We start from the raw sequence: 15,867 nt of genomic DNA on the forward strand, positions 1-15,867 counted from the left end.
ACAAGGAAATACGACATGCCGAACCCGACTCCTCGTATCGCGGTACTGGGCGGGCTGGTGTCGAGCCATGGGGGCGCGACACTGGACTGCTTCGCCGACCTGCACAGCCTGCTGGCCGCGCCTTTATTCGATGTGCTGTTGATCGACCAGCCCGCCGCGGTTGCCAACCGCTCCCTGCATGTTTTACGCAACGACAGCCCCTACCGTTTCCACCTGATCTACTGTTGCCGCGACCTGGACGATGGCTGCCACGCGCTGAGCGATGGGCCGGTGCCTGCGGACCAGAACGAATTGTCCATGCGCTGGCAATTGTGGCAGTCGCGCTTTGCCCGCTTCGAGTCATCGCTGGCTGCCGATCGCTTCGAGGGCCGTATACTGGCCTGGCTGTGGATGCGCGCCAGTGCGCAGATCCTCGCCGTGCGCGACCCGCACGTGGCCCAGCACTACCGCTACCCGCTGCTCGAGGCCCTGGCCGGTGAAGAGCATGTCAACAGCTTTGCCTGGCTGAGCCTGATGGCGCAGCAAGACTGGCTCGAGGAAGGCGACATGCTCGACCGCATCCGCCTGTGTGGCGAATGCGGCAGCGGGCGTTTGAATTTCGTCGACGTCTGCCCCGAATGCCAGGACCTGGACATTTCCCGGCAACCGGCGCTGCACTGCTTCACCTGCGGCCACGTGGCGCCCCAGGATGCGTTTCTGAAGAACGCGATGCTGCTGTGCCCCAACTGCCTCAAGCAGCTGCGCCACATTGGCAGCGATTACGATCGCCCCCTGGAAAACTACTGCTGCCGCAGCTGCAAGGCGTTCTTCGTCGACGCCACCGTGCAAGCACGCTGCATGGATTGTGGCCAGGCCCATGCACCGGAGCGCTTGCGCGTCCGTGAGATACGCCACTACAGGCTGACCGAGGCCGGTCGCCTGCGCTGCCGCCAAGGGCTGGACAGCGCGAGCGGCGACATCAGCCACTTCAACCGGCTGAACCTGCTGGGCGGACACGCCTTCCACGACCTGCTGAGCTGGCAATTGCAGATCGTGCGGCGCTATGACACTTCGACCTTCTCGGTACTGGGCTTGCGCTTCATCAACCTCGGCCAGACGCTCCTGCGCCTGGGCGAACACCGCGGGCACGCCTTCATCGACAGCCTGGTGGCACGCCTGCAGGAAGCGCTGCGCGAAACCGACCGCTGCTCGCGTGGCACGGAGGAAATTCTCTGGGTCTTGCTGCCCCATACCGGTGCAGATGGGCTGGAGACGGTCAAGCGGCGCCTGGGTCAAGTCGCGGAGCTGTTCAGCGACCCCGAGGTGAGCAGCATCAGCCTGCGCATCTCCAGCCTGACCGCTCCCCAGGACCTTCATGGCGACGAGAATGCCGAACTGCTGCTGGCCCGCGTGGCCAGCGGGCTGGCATGAGGAGAGCGCCATGCCGCCGTTTTTCGAGCAGCTGTACAACGCGTTGTACCCGCTGACCGGGCCCGATGGCCTGAGCCGCGTGTTCCTGATGCTGTTTCCCTACTTCCTGATGCTGGAACTGCCCCTGACCCTGCTGGTGTTGCTGGGCGTGCTGCGCTGGTTCGTGCGCCGCCACGCCTCCACGCCCCAGGCGTCCCTGTACCGCCCACGGGTCTCGTGCATCATCACCTGCTACAGCGAAGGGATGGATGTACAGAAGACCCTGCTCAGTTTGTGCGAACAGACCTACCCGGGGCACATCGAGTTGATACCCGTGGTCGATGGCGCCACCGTCAACCAGCCGACGCTGCAGGCCGTGCGCAGCTTCCGCCTCGATTCGCACCTGTATCCCAAGCGCCACCTGCGGCCGATCGCCAAATGGCAGCGCGGCGGGCGCGTATCGTCGCTCAACGCGGGGCTGTCGCTGGCCAGTGGCGAAATCGTCATGGCCCTCGATGGCGACACCTCGTTCGACAACAACATGGTCAGCTCGATCGTCCGTCATTTCGCCGACCCTTCGGTACCGGCGGTGGCCGGCAGCCTGCGAGTACGCAACACCTGGGCGTCGGTGTCGACGGCGATGCAGGCGCTGGAATACTTGCTGTCGATCCACATGTCCAAGATCGGCCTGGCAGAATGGAACCTGGTCAACAACGTGTCCGGTGCCTTCGGCGCGTTCAGGCGCAGCTTCCTGGTCAAGATCGGCGGCTGGAACACCCACACCGCAGAAGACCTGGACCTGACCCTGCGAATCAAGAGCTACTTCGCCCGCCACGACCTGCGCATTCCCTTCGAGCCCCAGGCCATCGGGCACACCGACGCGCCCGTGACCTTCCGCCAATTCCTCATGCAGCGCCTGCGCTGGGACGGCGACCTGTTCTTCCTCTATGTGCGCAAGCACAACCACAACATCACCCCGTCGCTGCTGGGCTGGCCGACCTTCATCATGATCCTGCTCAGCGGCTTCTTCTTCCAGCTGGTACTGCCGTTCATCATTCTCGGCTACCTGCTGCTGGCCGTGTTCGTGCTGCCGGGCACCACGCTGTTCGTGCTCGCGGCGTTGATCTACCTGCTGTACCTGTCGATCACCTTGGTGCTGTTCCTGGTGATGCTGCTGATGGTGTCCGACCGGCCACGCCAGGATGCACGCCTGGCCGTGCTGGTGCCGGTATTCCCGTTGTTCATGCTGGTCATGCGCTGCTGGAGCGCGGTGGCCATGCTCAATGAAATTTTCCGTCGCGGCCATGAGGAAAGCAGCATGGCGCCTTGGTGGGTCCTCAAGAAAGCCACGAGGTTCTAGATGCGTTCATTTCTCCTGGTATTGACCTTGTCCATGACCAGCGGTCTGGCCCAAGGGCAGCTCTTGACCCTGCAGGAACTGCTCGACAGGCAGCAGGACAACCCCCTGACCCGGGCCGGCGCGGCCGACCTACGCGCCTTGCAGGCCGAAGCCAAGCTGCACGAAGACCGCGCCGGCTGGCAGGTATTCGCCGGCGCCAGCGTCGGCCGCTTCGAAGAGCTGGTCACCGAAGATATCCGCGATGACTACTATGGGCGTAACCTCAACCTGGGGGTACGCCACCCCCTGCTTGGCAGCCTCAACCGTCAGCTCGAGCTGCTGGAGAACAACCAGTACGAGCAACAACGCCAGCAGATGCGCCAGGCCCTGGAGCGTTCCAGCCGGCGTCTGGCATTGCGCAGCGCCTATGCCGACTGGTGGCGGGCGCAACAGGAGCTTGCGCTGTGCCGATCGCTCAATGCCGGTGCCTCGGATGCCGCGGGCAAGATCCGTATGCGCCGTGAAAAAGGCTGGCTGCGTGACTCCCAGGCACAACTGCGCCTGAGTGAATGGCAGGCCATGACCCAGCGTTGCGATGGGCTACCCCAGCTGGAGGCGGACATACGCGCCGACCTTGCCCTGCTCAGCGGCCAACCGGTACCCGAGGGCGCCCAGGCGGCGGCCGAACCCCTGGCCCTGGCGCCGGAGCCGCTCGATCGCTGGCAAGCCGTGCTGGGCCGCCATCCCCGTATCAGCGAGAAGCAGAACCTGCTCGCCCAGGCCGACGCCCAGCGTGACAGCCCTTGGTACAACGCCATCGACTCGGATGTGATCCTTGCTGGCAGCAAGGAGTACCGCAGCGGCTCGGACAAGTCCGGCAGCGGCCTGTTGGTGGCGTTGAACTTCTCCATGCCCTTCGACGTGGTCGGCAACAGCCGTGCGCGCAAGCAACTGGCCCAGGCCCGCTATGATGCGGCCAGCGAACGCCTCGAGGCAGAACGCCAGGCACTGGGCCTTGAGCTCAACAAGGCACTGCGTGCACAGCGCGCCGGGCAGCTCACCCTCGAGCAGCGGCGCCAGCAGCGCAGCGTCGTCGCCCAGGCCCTGGAAGAGGAAAAACGGCGCAACATCGGCGGTGGCGACGATGGTTTCGATGGGCAACTGATGGCCCAGCGGCTCTACTACCAGAGCGGCCTGGACCTGATCGCGGCCTGGCACGCCGCCTGGTTGCGCCAGGCCAACCTCGACCTGCTGCTCGAAGATGCGCCCCAGGCCGAGCAACTGCTGGGGCGCGAGCGGCAGCAGTGGACCGCTCTGGACAGCTCCCCGGCCCCGCTGACCCTGGCCGCGGCTGCTCCGCTGCTGCCCATCTCCGCCGTGCGTGACGCGCCCGTTCGCACTGACGGCTGGAACCAGGGCACCTATGTCTGGAACAGTGCTGCGCTGCTCGAGCCACGCCGTCGCCCTGCCGAACTGCAAGCTTTGCAGCAGGCCGGCATGCAGAAGATCTACCTGGGCCTGGATGCGGCGCAGGTGCGCAACCTGTCTGCCACCCGCCAGGCCCTGGAGCAACTGCTCGCGCAAGCCTCGCGCCAAGGTCTTCAAGTGAGCCTGCTGCTCGGCGACCCCAGTTGGATCGAACCGGCCCAGCGTCATGAACTGATCGAACTGGTCAAGAAACTCGACGGCCTGGCCTTCGACAGCCTGCACCTGGACCTTGAAGTCGAACAGCTCGGCTGGCCGGTGCCCGAGCAACGCCTGCGCGATTGGCTGGACACGCTCAAGGCCGCCGTACAGGCCAGTCCATGGCCGGTGGAAATCGCCAGCCACCCACGCTGGTTCGAACCCGACCCGCCCGCCAAGACCTGCGTGCCCTGTGCCTTGCCCGGCCTCGGCGTACGCCAGGTGAGCGTGATGATCTACACCAGCAACAGCGAGCGTGGCATCCAGCGGGCCAACGCCATCGCCAAGCATTGGCCCGACCTGCGCTTTCGCCTGGCCCAGAGCGTCGAACCGCAGTTGCTCAAGAGCGAGAGCTGGGCCGGGCAGACGCCGGCGCACTTGCAACAACAGGTCGCTACGTGGCGCAAACACTTATCCCCCCAGGGCATCGCCGGGATCGACTGGCAAGCCTGGGCTGACTATCCCAAACGGTGAACGGCCCATGAACATTCGCTTTGACAGCCCCAAGGAACTGAACCCGACCCATGACCATGGCTTGAAGGTGCTCTACGCACCGGGCAAGCGCATGGCGTTTCGCCTGCGTTGGTACCTGATCCTGTTCCTGGTCGCCAGCCCGCTGCTGTGGTTGCTGGGCAAGCTCTTGTTCAGCCTGGTGCTGATCGATGCCCCGGCGCAATTGCGCCTGCCCATCGAGGAAGTGCGCGCCCGTGATGCCGGCAGGGTCGAGCGGTTGCATGTGACGGCCGGAGAACAGGTCCAGCCCGGCCAGTTGCTGGTCAACCTGGATAACCCGGAATGGCGCGTACGCCTGCAACAACTGGCCGCCATGCCCACCGAGATGCCGACCGCCAGCGACTCCGAATGGGTGAGCCGCGAAAGGCAGTCGCTGCGTGCCAGCGCCGGGCGTGCCAGTCAGCGGGTACGAGAACTGTCTGCCCTGCTCGCCCAAGGTGCGGCCACCCGCGGCGAACTGATGGCCGCGCAGGCGGAACAGGACCGGCGCCAGGCCGAACTGGCGGCCTTCGAGCGCCGCGAACAGCTGACCCGTCAACCGCGCGAGTTCGATCGCCAGCTGATCGAGCAGAACGCCGAACGGCAATGGCTGCAGACCCGTTTGCAGGCGCTGTCGCTGGTGGCACCCGAGCCTGGGCGTATTGCCGAGGTACTGGTTACGCCGGGTGAAAATGTCGGCCCGGGCACTTTGCTGATGCGCCTGGAGCGCGTCGGCGATCCGCTGCTGTGGATCTACCTGGAACCTCACAACATCAGCTACGCCGGGGTTGGCCAGCCGCTGCAGGTTCGTATGCCGGACGGCAACTGGCTCGATGCCCATGTGGTGCAGGCGGTGGACAGCGCCGGCCGCACGCCAGTGGTACTGCGCGGCCCGTTCGCCGCCAGCGAGATGGGCCTGCAGGTGGCGGCGCGCTTCGACCAGCCACTGTCGGCGCGCTGGCGCATCGACCAGTTGCCCTTGCATGTACGCTTCCCCACCAACTGGAAGCGCACCTTGGGCTTCGACTGACCCGGCAGGTCTCATCCAATCGTGGAGTAAGCATCAAATGCCTTCCGAAAAAATCCTGGTTACCGGTGGGGCCGGCTTCATCGGCTCGCACCTGGTCGAAGCCCTGTTGGAAAAGGGTTACTGCGTGCGGGTACTGGACGACCTGTCGACGGGCAAGCTGAGCAACCTGCCCGTCGACAACCCACGCCTGAGCGTGATCATCGGCGATGTCGCCGATGCCGAGACGGTGGCCCAGACCCTGAAGAACTGCACGGCGGTGGTCCACTTGGCCGCCGTGGCATCGGTGCAGGCGTCGGTGGACGACCCACTGCGCACCCACCAAAGCAACTTCATCGGTACCTTGAACCTGTGCGAGGCAATGCGTGAGCGAGCGATCAAGCGGGTGGTGTTCGCCTCCAGCGCGGCCATCTACGGCAGCAACGGCCAAGGCAGTGCCATCCATGAAGACACCCCCAAGATGCCGTTGACCCCCTACGCCATCGACAAGCTCGCCAGCGAGCATTGCCTAGGGTTCTACCAGCGCCAGCACGGGCTGGAGCCGGTGATCCTGCGCTTTTTCAACATCTTCGGCCCGCGCCAGGACCCAAGTTCGCCCTATTCCGGGGTCATCAGCATCTTCAGCGAGCGGGTGAACGCCGACAGCCCGATCACCATCTTCGGCGATGGCGAGCAGACCCGCGACTTCGTCTATGTCGCCGACTTGGTGCAGGTCCTGATCCAGGCCCTGGAAAGCCCTGCGCCCTGCCCGGAGCCTGTGAATGTCGGGCTCAACCGCGCCACCAGCCTCAACGACCTGGTCGCGGCCTTGAGCCAGGCCACCGGCAAGTCTCCAGAACTGCGCTACGATGCCGAGCGCCCGGGCGATATCCGACATTCCCGTGCCGACAACAGCCGCCTGCTGGGCCAGTTCACCCTACCGACGGTAACGGGCCTGGAGCAAGGGTTGACGCGCCTATTGGCCAGCCTCAAGTGCTAGGGGCACTCGCCGTGACACTTTCGGGGCGGCGCGCGATCTCACAGCCATCAAAGCTGCTACGGTAAACACGCTGTTTTCTTGACCTCAGCGGATCTGGTGCTTGTGCAGCAGCCGGTAGAAGGTGGGCCGGGACACGCCGAGCACCTTGGCGGCAATACTGAGGTTGTCACTGTGCCGATCGAGCACGTCACACAGCGCCTGGCGTTCGGCGCGGTGCTTGTAGTCCTCCAGGGTGCCCAGGGGCTGATCTTCCTGCTGGGTACCCTGTAGCCCCAGGTCCTGCGCCTCGATCTGCCGCCCTTCGGCCAGCACCAGGCCGCGCCGTACCCGGTTGGCCAGCTCGCGAACGTTTCCGGGCCAGTCGTGGCGACCCATGACTGCCAATGCATGGTCACTGAACGAGCGTGGGCGCCTGCCGGTCTCCACGCTGTAGAACTGGGCGAAATGGCTGGCCAGCATCGACAGGTCGCCATGCCGGTCACGCAGTGGCGCGGTGACCACCTGCAACACATTCAGCCGGTAGTAGAGGTCTTCTCGAAAGCGCCCCTGGAGGATCGCCTTCTCCAGGTCCACATGGGTTGCGGCCAGTACCCGGACGTCCACGGGGATAGGTTGGTCCCCGCCGACCCGCTCGATGTGTTTTTCCTGCAGGAACCGCAGCAGGTTGGCCTGCAGCTCCAAAGGCAGGTCGCCGATCTCGTCGAGAAACAGCGTACCGCCGTTGGCCGCCTCGATACGCCCTACCTTGCGCTGGTGGGCACCGGTAAAGGCGCCTTTTTCATGGCCGAACAGTTCCGACTGGATCAGGTGCTCGGGGATGGCGCCGCAATTGATGGCAATGAACGGTTTGTCGCTACGTTGCGACTGGCGATGCAGAGTACGGGCCACCAGCTCCTTGCCCGTACCACTCTCTCCTCGGATCAGCACTGGCGACTCGGTGGGCGCCAGTTTGCCAAGCAGCCGGCGCAGTTCGCGGATAGGCCGGCTGTCGCCGAGCAGTTCGTGCTCAGGCTCGTCGACCCGCACCGAACCCTTGCCACGCAGACGCGCCATGCCAAAGGCCCGTCCGAGGGTGACCTGGACCCGCGATACGTCGAACGGCAAGGTATGAAAATCGAAAAACCACTCGCAAACGAAATCACCGATGTTCTGCGTACGCAGCTCTTCGGCGCTGAGCACAGCGATCCATTCGGTGTTGCTGCGGGTGATGAGGTCCTTGACCGCCTCGGGATGGCGCAGGTGCGAAGGCTGCAGGCGCATTAGGCCGACATCGCACGGCTGTTCCAGGGCCGAGGCCAGGGTACAGCTGTGGACATCCCAACCGACGCTGCGCAGGCCCGGTAGTAGACGGTGGCAATCGTCGCACGGGTCGACGATCAGCAGGCGGCGTTGAGCGGTCGGTTCGGGCATGACTGTTCCTTGGCGCCAGAAAGTGGTTTTTTAAGTAGAAACAGTAAGTTGCAACGTCCGAATTAACAGTAGCAATGAACCTCGACCACCCCACGACCGTTTGTCCGCCAATGGTGGTCACCTACCGGTCATCTGGGAATCTTTGGAAGTTTCGGGCGTCACAGGCGCACAGGTTGCGCTACTTATCGCGCACCCTTTGAAAAATTTTTTAATGGCTGTGTGACTTCAACCCCAACTTGGAGCATCAGTACGAATAACCCCGCGCTGCGCATCTCTGGATATCAAGCAACGCGGACATCACTTCGCTGTTTGGGACCATAGAGAGACCGAACCATGAACGCCCCGCTCCGTGTCAACGAAGCACTGCTGATCGCCGACCACGCCTTCGAACCCTTCCAGTGCGTAGCCTGGGATGCACCCAATGGTACTGGTGAGCTGAGCCTGGCAGTGATCGACCGGACCAGCACGCGTATCGGCAGCAAGCAAGTATCTTCGCGTATCTATTCCGACCCTGCGCAATGGGCCAGCTTGATCGAGGAAGTGCGTGCCGAACTTTGCGAAAAAGGTTATGACCTGCAACCCTGGTCGATGCCTGAATAATATCGACGCCCCACACATGTGCGTGGCCCGCTCACGCACTTGTGCAACTTTCCCTCTGCCCTGTCGGCAACTTTTTATTTGCGGCTTATTGTCGCAGCCCGCACGTCTTCAGCACGTTCAAGCCAACGGCTTGAACTGCTCGATGTGTCGATAATCGGCCTGCAGTTGCGCCGCCAGTTGCTGCCCCCGCCCCACACGCACCGCCGCCCGTTCGATGTCCACCAGTACCGTCGCGCACGGCATCGGGTGCAGCGGGCTCCAACGCTGCAGGCGACCATCGGTGACGACCAGGCAGCGCCGGGTTTCCTGAGGGTGTCGCTTTTCACGCGCCAGCAACCAGCGGCGCGCTTCTTCCAATGCAGCGATCAATGGCGTACCGCCGCCTGCACCGAGTGCCTGCAACCACGGCTGCAGCGCCGCCGATGCCTTGAGCCCATGACGCTGCCAGCGCGGCGCACCACCGCTGGCCGTCAGCAGGGCCAGGCGGGCACGCTGACGGTAGGCCTGGTCGAACAGCTCGGCCAGCAGGCCCTTGGCCTGGGCCAGCGCCTGGTTGCGCCGGGTGGACGCCGAAGCGTCGACGATCACCAGCCACAGCTCCGGCGCCTTGGCCTGGCGCTGTTGCCAGCACAGGTCCTGGCGTTGCCGCGGTCGCCCCTTGAGCAAGGTGGGCAGCCAGGCGACCCGCGCCGAACCACCATTACGGGCCCGACCCCGGGTCACACCGGCGAGCGCTCCTGCCTGGGGCCTGGCATCCGCCGCCTGTGCAGCGGGCGGGCGGATGCTCAGGGCTTTTTTGCCCAGTTCGGCACCTCGCGCCGGACACCGCTGCCGACCGCCTGCGGTGCCAACGCGCCCCAGTCGCCCTCACCGCCCTGAGGGCCTGCATGGCCACCGCTCGGGGCCGGCGCTGTGGTCGGGGCATCGGCCGTCGGCAGCTCGCGGCGCCGATGGCGCAAGGCGAATTCCGCCACGGCCTGCACGTCGCCCTGCTCGATCGTCTCCCCCCCTCGCCAGGCTGCGTGGGCCCGAGCCGCGCGTAACCAGACCAGGTCGGCACGCAGGCCGTCGACCCCTGCACTGAAGCAGCCTTCGGTGATCCAGGCCAGGGCCTGGTCATCCAGCGGAATCTGCGCCAGGCGCTGACGTGCAGCCTGGCAGCGCTCGCGCAGCTGCGCCTGGGCATCGGCCCACTGCTTGCAGAACGCCTGCGGGTCGCTGTCGAAGGCCAACCGGCGGCGAATGATCTGCTGCCGGGCCTCTGGCGGCGGCAGGCCTTCGAGGGCGACGTTCAGGCCGAAGCGGTCGAGCAGCTGCGGGCGCAGCTCGCCTTCCTCAGGGTTCATGGTGCCGATGAGCACGAAGCGGGCGTCGTGACGGTGGGAGATACCATCGCGCTCGATGCGGTTGGTGCCGCTGGCGGCTACGTCCAGCAGCAGGTCCACCAATGGGTCGGGCAACAGGTTGACCTCATCGACGTAGAGCACGCCGCCATCGGCCTGGGCCAACACGCCGGGAGAAAACTGCGCCTTGCCCTGCCCCAGCGCGACATCCAGGTCCAGGGTGCCGACCAAGCGTTCCTCGGTGGCACCCAGTGGCAGGGTCACGAACGGCGGTGTGTGCCCAGGCGCTTGCAGCAGGTCGGCCAGACCGCGGGCCAGCGTGCTCTTGGCCATGCCCCGGGGGCCTTCGATCAGCACACCCCCGATCTTGGGGTCGATGGCGGTCAGGCACAGGGCCAGCTTGAGTTCGTCGGCCCCCACTACGGCGGCCAGCGGGAATTGCAAGGGGTCATTCATTTCAGGCTTGTTCCTCGCCATCGAGCAATTGCTCTTCGAGCGCTTGGCGGTAGTCACCCGGCGTCTCCCACAAGCCGCGCTGCTGGGCTTCGAGCAAGCGCTCGGTGAGGTCGCGCAGGGCCTCGGGATTGTGCTGGCGCATGAAGTCACGGGTCGCGGGGTCGAGCACATAGGCATCGGCCAGGGACTGGTAATGGTGGTCGTCGATCAGGTGCGTGGTGGCGTCGAAGGCGAACAGGTTGTCGACCGTCGCCGCCAGCTCGAAAGCACCCTTGTAGCCGTGGCGCTTGGCACCGTCGATCCACTTGGGGTTCAGGGCCCGGGCGCGGATCACCCGGTTCAGTTCTTCCTTGAGAGTCCGGATGCGTGGGCGGTCGGCCTGGCTGTGGTCGCCGTGGTAGCTGGCCAGCGTTCTGCCGGCCAGGGTTTCGGAGGCTGCGAGCATGCCGCCCTGGAACTGGTAGTAGTCGTTGGAATCGAGCAGGTCGTGCTCGTGATTGTCCTGGTTGTGCAGCACCGCTTGCACCTGGCCCAGACGCCGGGCGAACGCGGCTCGGGCCGGGGTGCCTTCGTCAGCGGCGCCATAGGCGTAGCCGCCATGGTTGAGGTAGACCTCGGCCAGGTCGTCGCGGGTCTGCCAGAGCCGACCATCGATGGCGTTCTGCACACCGGCCCCATAGCTGCCGGGCTTGGCGCCGAAGACCCGCCAGCCGGCCTGGCGCGCGGCTTGCTCGGGCTGCAAGCCTTCGGCCAGCAACGCCTCGCGTTCGCGTCGCACGCGGGCGGCCAGGGGGTTGAGATCCTCGGGCTCGTCCAAGGCTGCCACCGCCTGTACCGCGGCGTCGAACAGGCGGATCAGGTTGCCGAAGGCATCGCGGAAAAAGCCCGATACGCGCAGGGTCACGTCGACCCGTGGGCGGTCGAGGAGGCTCAAGGGCAGGATCTCGAAATCGTCGACCCGCTGGCTGCCGGTGGCCCACACCGGGCGCACGCCCATCAAGGCCAAGGCTTGGGCGATGTCGTCGCCCCCGGTGCGCATGGTCGCGGTGCCCCACACCGACAGGCCGAGCTGTCGCAAATGGTCACCATGATCCTGCAGATGGCGCTCGAGAATCAGGTTGGCCGAGGCGAAGCCCAGGCGCCAGGCAGTGGTCGTGGGCAGGTTGCGTACGTCCACGGTATAGAAGTTGCGGCCCGTGGGCAGCACATCCAGGCGCCCACGACTAGGCGCGCCGCTCGGGCCTGCCGGAACGAAGCGCCCGCTCAGGGCCGCCAGCAGGCCGTCGATTTCCGCTGCACCACAGCCATCCAGGGTCGGCGCCAGCGTGTCGACCAACGCCTGGAGTACTGTCGCGACCGGTTGCCAGGCGGGCTCGCCGGGCAATTGCAGGTGCCCCGCCAAGGCCTGCTCGATCAGCACCAGCGCCAGGAGCTCGAGGCGTTCGCGGGTATCGCCGCAGGTGCGCCAGATCGCGTCGTCGAGCGCCTGCAAACGTTGCGGGCGCGGCCCCTGCCACGGTTGGCCGAGGTCACAGTCCAGCGGGTCGAAGCCCAGGGCCATGGCCTTGGCCAGGGCGCGGACAAGGCTGGCGTTGGCGCCTTTGCCATCGCCGCGCTCGACACGCAGCAGCGCCAGCAAGGTGTCGCGGCGCAAACGCCCTTGCGGCGACTGCCCGAACACATGCAGGCCATCGCGGATCTGTGACTCCTTGAGGTCGCACAGGTAGGTATCCAACCGTGGCAGCCACAGTGAAGCATCGTCCAATTGCCCCTCGAGCTGAAGTTCGCGGTCGATATGGTTGGCCTTGAGCAGCTCGAGGATATCGCGCTGCAGTTCGCGGGCCCGACGCGGGTCGAGCAGTTGTGCGTCGTAGTATTCGTCGGCCAGGCGCTCCAGGTGGCGCAGCGGGCCGTAGGTTTCGGCACGGGTCAGCGGCGGCATGAGGTGGTCGATGATCACCGCCTGGGTTCGGCGCTTGGCCTGGGCACCCTCGCCCGGGTCGTTGACGATGAACGGATAGATATTCGGCAGCGGGCCAAGCAATGCGTCCGGCCAGCACTCGGCCGACAACCCGACGCCCTTGCCGGGTAGCCATTCGAGGTTGCCGTGCTTGCCGACATGAATCACGGCGTCGGCGGCATAGCCGTTGCGCAGCCAGAAATGGAACGCCAGGTAGCCATGCGGCGGCACCAGGTCCGGGTCGTGGTAGACCGCGCTGAGGTCCACCTGGTAGCCCCGGGCGGGCTGGATGCCGACAAAGGTCAGGCCATAGCGCAGGCCGGCGATCATCATCCGGCCGCTGCGGAACATCGGGTCCTGCTCCGGCGGCCCCCAACGCTCCAGTACGGCCTGCTGGTTGGCCTGTGGCAGCGAGGCGAAGGCCTGCTGGTAGTCGGCCATGCTCAGGCTCTGGGCACAGGGGCGCTGGTCGAGGTGGTCCAGGTCGTTGGTCACCCCCCCCAGCAATTGGTGGATCAACGCAGTGCCGCTCGGCGGCAGGCCCTCTACCGGGTAGCCCTGCCCCTGCAGGGCCAGGAGGATATTCAGCGCGGCGCCTGGGGTATCCAGGCCAACGCCGTTGCCGATGCGCCCGTCACGGGTCGGGTAGTTGGCCAGCACCAGGGCCACACGCTTCTGCGCGTTGGGCAGGCGCGCCAGCATCACCCAGCGACGTGCCAGTTCGGCGATGAAGTCCATACGCTCGGGATGGGCGCGGTAGCAGACCACGTCCGACTGGCTGCGCTCGCTGCGCCAGGCCAGGTCCTTGAAGCTGACCGGCCGAGTGATGATACGCCCATCCAGCTCCGGCAAGACGATGTGCATAGCCAAGTCACGGGCGCCCAGGCCCTGTTCGCTGGCCTCCCAGGCCGGCTGGTTGTCCTGGGCGCAGATCGCCTGGAGCACCGGGATGTCGCGCCGCAGCGGGCGCAGGTTGGGCTGCTCCGGGCTGGACAGGGCAAAACCGGTGGTATTGATCACCACTTCGGCGCCGGCCTCGTCCAGCCAGGCCTCGACCTGCGCGAGGCAGGCGGCCTCCTTGAGGCTGGCCACGGCGATCGGCAGCGGGTTGAGCCCTGCGGCCTGCAGGCGCTGGCAGAACACATCGACGAACGAGGTGTTGGCCGCCTGCAGGTGCGATCGATAGAACAGCACCGGCGCTACAGGTTGGTCGGGGTGCCATTGGGCGTACCAATCCTGGAGGGTCGCGCTGGGCTTGCCGGGGTGGTACACGCTGGTACGCGGCAAGGGTTGCGGTTCTTCCCAGGCGTAGTCGCGCTCCAGCCACAGGCTGGCCAGGCAGTTGAACAGGTTCAGGGCATTGGCCTTGCCACCCTGGCGCAGGTAATGCCACAGGCGTTCGGCCTGTGCATCGGTCACCGTGCCCAGGCCGGTCAGTTCAGGGTCCGGGCGGTCGTCCCCAGGCACCAGGATCAGCTGGACGCCACGGGCGGCCAAGGCCACCAGCTGTTCGACTCCATAGCGCCAATAGCCGACCCCACCGTGCAACGACACCAGGATCACCTTCGCATGGCGCAGCACCTGGTCCACATAAAGGTCGACCGAGGCGTGGTTCTGCACCTGCATGGGGTTGGCCAGGCGCAGGCTGGGGAAGCCCTCCGGCAACTGCTCGGCGGTTTCGGCGAGCAGCGCCAGGTGCGAGTCGCCGCTGCAGAGAATCACCAGCTCGGCCGGCGTCTGGCCGAGGTCGGCGATGCTGTCGTCCGGCACGAAGCCGCCGGGCTGGGTCCGCAGCAGGTGCATGGGTCAGGCGCCCAGGGCCTGGCGCAGGCGCGCTTCCAGCTGCGCGGAGTCCAGGTCCTGGCCGATCAGCACCAGGCGCGTGATGCGCGGCTCTTCGGCGCGCCAGGCACGGTCGAAGTGCTTGTCGAAGCGGGTGCCGACGCCCTGGATCAGCAAGCGCATGGGCTTGCCGGGGATGGCGGCGAAGCCCTTGGCGCGCAGGATGCCGAACTCCACCACCAGTTGGGTCAGGGCGTCGAGCAGCAGGCTCTCGTCCGCCTCCGGCAGGTCGATGGAAATGGAGTCGAAGGCATCGTGGTCGTGATCGTCGTGGTCATCGCCGTCGTGATGGGCATCATGGTGGGTACGGCGACCGTCGATGTGCGCCTCGGCCTCGGCCCCCACGCCAAGCAGCACCTCAAGCGGCAGGCGGCCGCTGCTGGCCTCGATGACCTTGACCGCCGGCGGCAGCTCCTCCAGCACCTCGGCACGGACCTTGGCCAGGCCTGTAGCATCGATCAGATCAGCCTTGTTGAGCACCACCAGGTCGGCGCTGGCCAGCTGGTCGGCGAACAGCTCGTGCAGAGGCGACTCATGGTCCAGGTTGGGGTCGAGCTTGCGCTGGGCATCCACCTGGTCGGGATAGGCCGCGAAGGTACCGGCGGCCACGGCCGGGCTGTCGACCACGGTGATCACTGCGTCGACGGTGCAGGCGTTGCGGATTTCCGGCCACTGGAAGGCCTGTACCAGTGGCTTGGGCAAGGCCAGGCCGCTGGTTTCGATGAGAATGTGGTCCAGGTCACCGCGGCGTGCCACCAGTTCACGCATGACCGGGAAGAACTCTTCCTGCACGGTGCAGCACAGGCAACCGTTGGCCAGTTCGTAGACACGGCCACTGGCCTCCTCCTCGGTGCAACCGATGCTGCATTGCTTGAGGATTTCGCCATCGATGCCCAGTTCGCCGAACTCGTTGACGATGACCGCGATGCGCCGGCCCTGGGCGTTGTCGAGCATGTGCCGAAGCAGGGTGGTCTTGCCCGAGCCGAGGAAGCCGGTGACGATGGTGACGGGGAGCTTGGCCAGTGTTTTCATGTCGCGATGCCCTTGGCAGGATGGCGCGGGCATGCAGGACGAAAGCCTCGGGCTTGCCAGCCGGGCTCGTTCGCCACCGGATCACCCCGCCCGGTTGAAAGTCGAAAACGTCACGAGGCAGGTCTCCTGGCTTGCACCGTACCGGCCGTGGCCGGTGGAGCGACGCCTTCCCGCGCGGAGCGCAGTGGCTGTGTCGATCCTGTTCAGTGCCTACAGTTGCGGGGGCAGCCGCGGCTTGGACCGCGTTCCCGTCTTAGCTGCGGCCGACGCCGCAGAACCTCGAAGCGGCAAGGCTACGCAGTGGTGGGTAGGCGG

The 15,867-nt window shown here is 65.9% G+C and carries 11 protein-coding genes and 1 riboswitch; of the genes, 6 read left to right on the top strand and 5 right to left on the bottom strand.

The window, feature by feature from the left end:
- Positions 1–15 precede the first annotated feature (15 nt).
- The 5 genes from ACNFCI_RS10855 to ACNFCI_RS10875 are packed head-to-tail and all read left to right on the top strand — an operon-like array spanning position 16 to position 6,909.
- Positions 16–1,410 carry a diguanylate cyclase gene (locus tag ACNFCI_RS10855; RefSeq protein WP_368828877.1) on the top strand — a complete coding sequence of 465 codons (1,395 nt, stop codon included), beginning with the start codon at positions 16–18 and terminating at the stop codon, positions 1,408–1,410.
- Between the two features lie 10 nt (positions 1,411–1,420).
- Positions 1,421–2,749, top strand: coding sequence for a glycosyltransferase family 2 protein (locus ACNFCI_RS10860; RefSeq protein WP_084858065.1), 1,329 nt, complete (start codon positions 1,421–1,423; stop codon positions 2,747–2,749).
- Complete coding sequence (locus tag ACNFCI_RS10865; protein ID WP_368828876.1) at positions 2,750–4,885, top strand: TolC family protein; 2,136 nt, start codon at positions 2,750–2,752, stop codon at positions 4,883–4,885. It begins immediately after the preceding gene.
- A gap of 7 nt (positions 4,886–4,892) precedes the next feature.
- Complete coding sequence (locus ACNFCI_RS10870; RefSeq protein WP_368828875.1) at positions 4,893–5,933, top strand: HlyD family secretion protein; 1,041 nt, start codon at positions 4,893–4,895, stop codon at positions 5,931–5,933.
- 37 nt (positions 5,934–5,970) lie between these two features.
- On the top strand, positions 5,971–6,909 hold the full coding sequence (locus ACNFCI_RS10875; protein WP_368828874.1) for an NAD-dependent epimerase/dehydratase family protein: 939 nt from the start codon (positions 5,971–5,973) through the stop codon (positions 6,907–6,909).
- Positions 6,910–6,993: 84 nt separating this feature from the next.
- Here ACNFCI_RS10875 and ACNFCI_RS10880 read toward each other — a convergent pair whose 3' ends face one another.
- Positions 6,994–8,319, bottom strand: coding sequence for a sigma 54-interacting transcriptional regulator (locus tag ACNFCI_RS10880; protein ID WP_368828873.1), 1,326 nt, complete (start codon positions 8,317–8,319; stop codon positions 6,994–6,996).
- 333 nt (positions 8,320–8,652) lie between these two features.
- Between ACNFCI_RS10880 and ACNFCI_RS10885 the strand changes: the two genes are divergently transcribed.
- Positions 8,653–8,919: a hypothetical protein gene (locus ACNFCI_RS10885; protein ID WP_084858069.1), complete on the top strand. Its 267-nt coding sequence runs from the start codon at positions 8,653–8,655 to the stop codon at positions 8,917–8,919.
- A gap of 117 nt (positions 8,920–9,036) precedes the next feature.
- Here the strand turns inward: ACNFCI_RS10885 and ACNFCI_RS10890 are convergent, their stop codons facing one another.
- The 4 genes from ACNFCI_RS10890 to cobW all read right to left on the bottom strand — a co-directional run bounded on the left by ACNFCI_RS10890 (position 9,037) and on the right by cobW (position 15,552).
- Complete coding sequence (locus tag ACNFCI_RS10890) at positions 9,037–9,642, bottom strand: vWA domain-containing protein (protein ID WP_084858070.1); 606 nt, start codon at positions 9,640–9,642, stop codon at positions 9,037–9,039.
- 62 nt (positions 9,643–9,704) lie between these two features.
- Entirely contained in the window at positions 9,705–10,718 is a 1,014-nt protein-coding gene (locus ACNFCI_RS10895; protein WP_368828872.1) for an ATP-binding protein, read from the bottom strand.
- A gap of 1 nt (position 10,719) precedes the next feature.
- Positions 10,720–14,481 carry a cobaltochelatase subunit CobN gene (gene cobN, locus ACNFCI_RS10900; RefSeq protein ID WP_368828871.1) on the bottom strand — a complete coding sequence of 1,254 codons (3,762 nt, stop codon included), beginning with the start codon at positions 14,479–14,481 and terminating at the stop codon, positions 10,720–10,722.
- Between the two features lie 3 nt (positions 14,482–14,484).
- The gene (cobW, locus tag ACNFCI_RS10905; protein ID WP_324815489.1) at positions 14,485–15,552 is read right to left on the bottom strand and encodes a cobalamin biosynthesis protein CobW; all 1,068 of its coding nucleotides are present in this window, start codon (positions 15,550–15,552) and stop codon (positions 14,485–14,487) included.
- Positions 15,553–15,650: 98 nt separating this feature from the next.
- Positions 15,651–15,849: riboswitch (cobalamin riboswitch) on the bottom strand.
- Positions 15,850–15,867 lie beyond the last annotated feature (18 nt).

The sequence above is a fragment of the Pseudomonas sp. NY15356 genome (assembly GCF_048068175.1).
GTDB classification, from domain to species: domain Bacteria; phylum Pseudomonadota; class Gammaproteobacteria; order Pseudomonadales; family Pseudomonadaceae; genus Aquipseudomonas; species Aquipseudomonas putida_K.

Excerpts from the sequence above, each read along its gene's own strand:
- ACNFCI_RS10855 (WP_368828877.1), top strand. The coding sequence starts at position 16 with ATGCCGAACCCGACTCCTCGTATCGCGGTACTGGGCGGGCTGGTGTCG.
- ACNFCI_RS10860 (WP_084858065.1), top strand. The coding sequence starts at position 1,421 with ATGCCGCCGTTTTTCGAGCAGCTGTACAACGCGTTGTACCCGCTGACC.
- ACNFCI_RS10865 (WP_368828876.1), top strand. The coding sequence starts at position 2,750 with ATGCGTTCATTTCTCCTGGTATTGACCTTGTCCATGACCAGCGGTCTG.
- ACNFCI_RS10870 (WP_368828875.1), top strand. The coding sequence starts at position 4,893 with ATGAACATTCGCTTTGACAGCCCCAAGGAACTGAACCCGACCCATGAC.
- ACNFCI_RS10875 (WP_368828874.1), top strand. The coding sequence starts at position 5,971 with ATGCCTTCCGAAAAAATCCTGGTTACCGGTGGGGCCGGCTTCATCGGC.
- ACNFCI_RS10880 (WP_368828873.1), bottom strand. The coding sequence starts at position 8,319 with ATGCCCGAACCGACCGCTCAACGCCGCCTGCTGATCGTCGACCCGTGC.
- ACNFCI_RS10885 (WP_084858069.1), top strand. The coding sequence starts at position 8,653 with ATGAACGCCCCGCTCCGTGTCAACGAAGCACTGCTGATCGCCGACCAC.
- ACNFCI_RS10895 (WP_368828872.1), bottom strand. The coding sequence starts at position 10,718 with ATGAATGACCCCTTGCAATTCCCGCTGGCCGCCGTAGTGGGGGCCGAC.
- cobN (WP_368828871.1), bottom strand. The coding sequence starts at position 14,481 with ATGCACCTGCTGCGGACCCAGCCCGGCGGCTTCGTGCCGGACGACAGC.
- cobW (WP_324815489.1), bottom strand. The coding sequence starts at position 15,552 with ATGAAAACACTGGCCAAGCTCCCCGTCACCATCGTCACCGGCTTCCTC.